Annotated in this window: 2 protein-coding genes; one reads left to right on the top strand and one right to left on the bottom strand. The window is 58.3% G+C overall.

The window, feature by feature from the left end:
• On the bottom strand, positions 1 to 725 hold a 725-nt coding region (locus tag H5U08_RS17690; protein ID WP_297036138.1), incomplete at its 3' end, for an MFS transporter.
• 358 nt (positions 726 to 1,083) lie between these two features.
• Between H5U08_RS17690 and H5U08_RS17685 the strand changes: the two genes are divergently transcribed.
• The gene (locus H5U08_RS17685; RefSeq protein ID WP_297036136.1) at positions 1,084 to 1,551 is read left to right on the top strand and encodes a TM2 domain-containing protein; all 468 of its coding nucleotides are present in this window, start codon (positions 1,084 to 1,086) and stop codon (positions 1,549 to 1,551) included.
• Positions 1,552 to 1,772 lie beyond the last annotated feature (221 nt).

Raw genomic sequence — 1,772 nt, 5'->3', positions numbered from 1 at the left:
CGAAAACACTGGGCAAATGGGTTGATGGGAATCCGCCGCGCAGGATCGGCAGGGGGCAACGGCCGAATGAAAAGAGCGGCGAGCAATCCACCGACTGCGATTGCCAAAAGGCTGCTTGCATGGATCCACCAGCGATACTGGCCCGGACCAATTCCCAGCTTTCGGGCAAGGTCGGGATCGGGTAACGTCGTCAGACTGTAAAGCCAATTTCCCAGGGAACCGCCCACAATCACAGCGATCATCGTGGTCAGCCCGATCAGGCCGTTCGCCGCGGAGATCGCCCGCGGACCCACGATTTCGGGAATACTGCCGTACTTGGCCGGGCTGAAAAACGTGCTGTGCACACCGGCCAGGAAAAGAACCACCGCCATCGCCCAGATGTTACCCATCAAAATCGAGGCGACCGCCATGAGGATGACGATCACTTCCGCGACCTTGGCCCCCACCAACACACTGCGCTTGCTGAAGCGGTCGGCGGCGGCCCCTGCCCAACCCGCCAGTAAAATGAACGGGAGCAAAAAGATAAACGAACCTGCCGCCCGGGCAATGTCCGCACTTTCCCCGAGCTGGCTCTGGGCGAGGTCCTTTCCGATCGGGATGAAAAGCCAGCGGAGGATGTTGTCATTGAGCGTGACCGTAAACTGCGTGATCAGCAGCGCAATGAAGCTCCGTGTCAGGAGCGTCTCTTTCTGACCTTCCAAAGGTTCAACCACGGAACGATTCATAGCCTTAGGGACACTTCTGGATCATGCTGTTCCGGCTCGGCACCACCCCCATTTTCTCTTCCCAAAACTCCTAGTTTACGAAGGATCGCTTCGAAAGGCATACTACACTTACCCCCCCATTGTGGCAATCGCAATTTTCCCGGCTATGCTGTCAAAAAACAGGCGTGACGGACTCCCAACAGGTGTCCGTCCCTTGTGCCTGTGACGGTTGCTTTCGCTGCCCGCCGAGGGATCCGGTCCCCGTTTGGCCCCATCCGGGCAGCCCCAGTACGCCCAGCAAATCAATGCCGCAGAACGTTGCCGGTTTGGTTATACTGAGGGGAGAGGGTGCGCTCCCGATACGAAAGGACGACAAACGATGGCAGCTTCTCCGGGGCCGAGTGTTCCACCACCGGGCATAACAGTCTCCTGTCCGCACTGCGGGGTGGCTCTGCAAATTCCCGCGTCACAGGCCGGGGCGATCTGTGCCTGTCCAGTCTGCCAGGGAAAATTTCAGGCGCCGGTTCCCTCTGCGATGATGCCGGGAATGGGGCCGGGTGGCCCACCACCTCTTCCCCCGCATGTGAGAGATTTTGTATCGAAAAAGACCGCCGCGGGCGTCTGCGGCATCCTGCTGGGTGGCTTGGGAATTCACAAGTTCATTCTTGGGCTGACTTCCGCAGGCGTCATCATGCTCCTCGTGTCTCTGGTGGGTTTAGTTTGCACCATGGGGATTTCCACGCTGGTGATGAGTGTCATCGGGCTCGTGGAGGGCATCATTTACCTGTCGAAAAGTGACGAGGATTTCTACCAGACATACGCGGTGGAAAAGAGGCAGTGGTTCTGAAACACCCAGCCTTGCCATGCCACGGCACAATCGCCGGTGATAAGCGGCGAAAAACTGCTCGCTCCGTTTGTCACGCGGATGTCACGGCACCTGGTTCTGGAGAATCACCCGATCGATGTAGATATTGGTTGCCGTTTGCGCCATGCTGCACCAGCCGATCCAGGTGAGGTCTCTAAACTGCCCGCTGCCCAGAGGAAGGTCCTGAAACCTGGTCTCGCCAT

This window comes from Thermogutta sp., from assembly GCF_014359955.1.
Classification (GTDB): domain Bacteria; phylum Planctomycetota; class Planctomycetia; order Pirellulales; family Thermoguttaceae; genus Thermogutta.
Note: the sequence above shows the minus strand (reverse complement) of the source record. Positions and strands in the feature narration are given on the sequence as shown.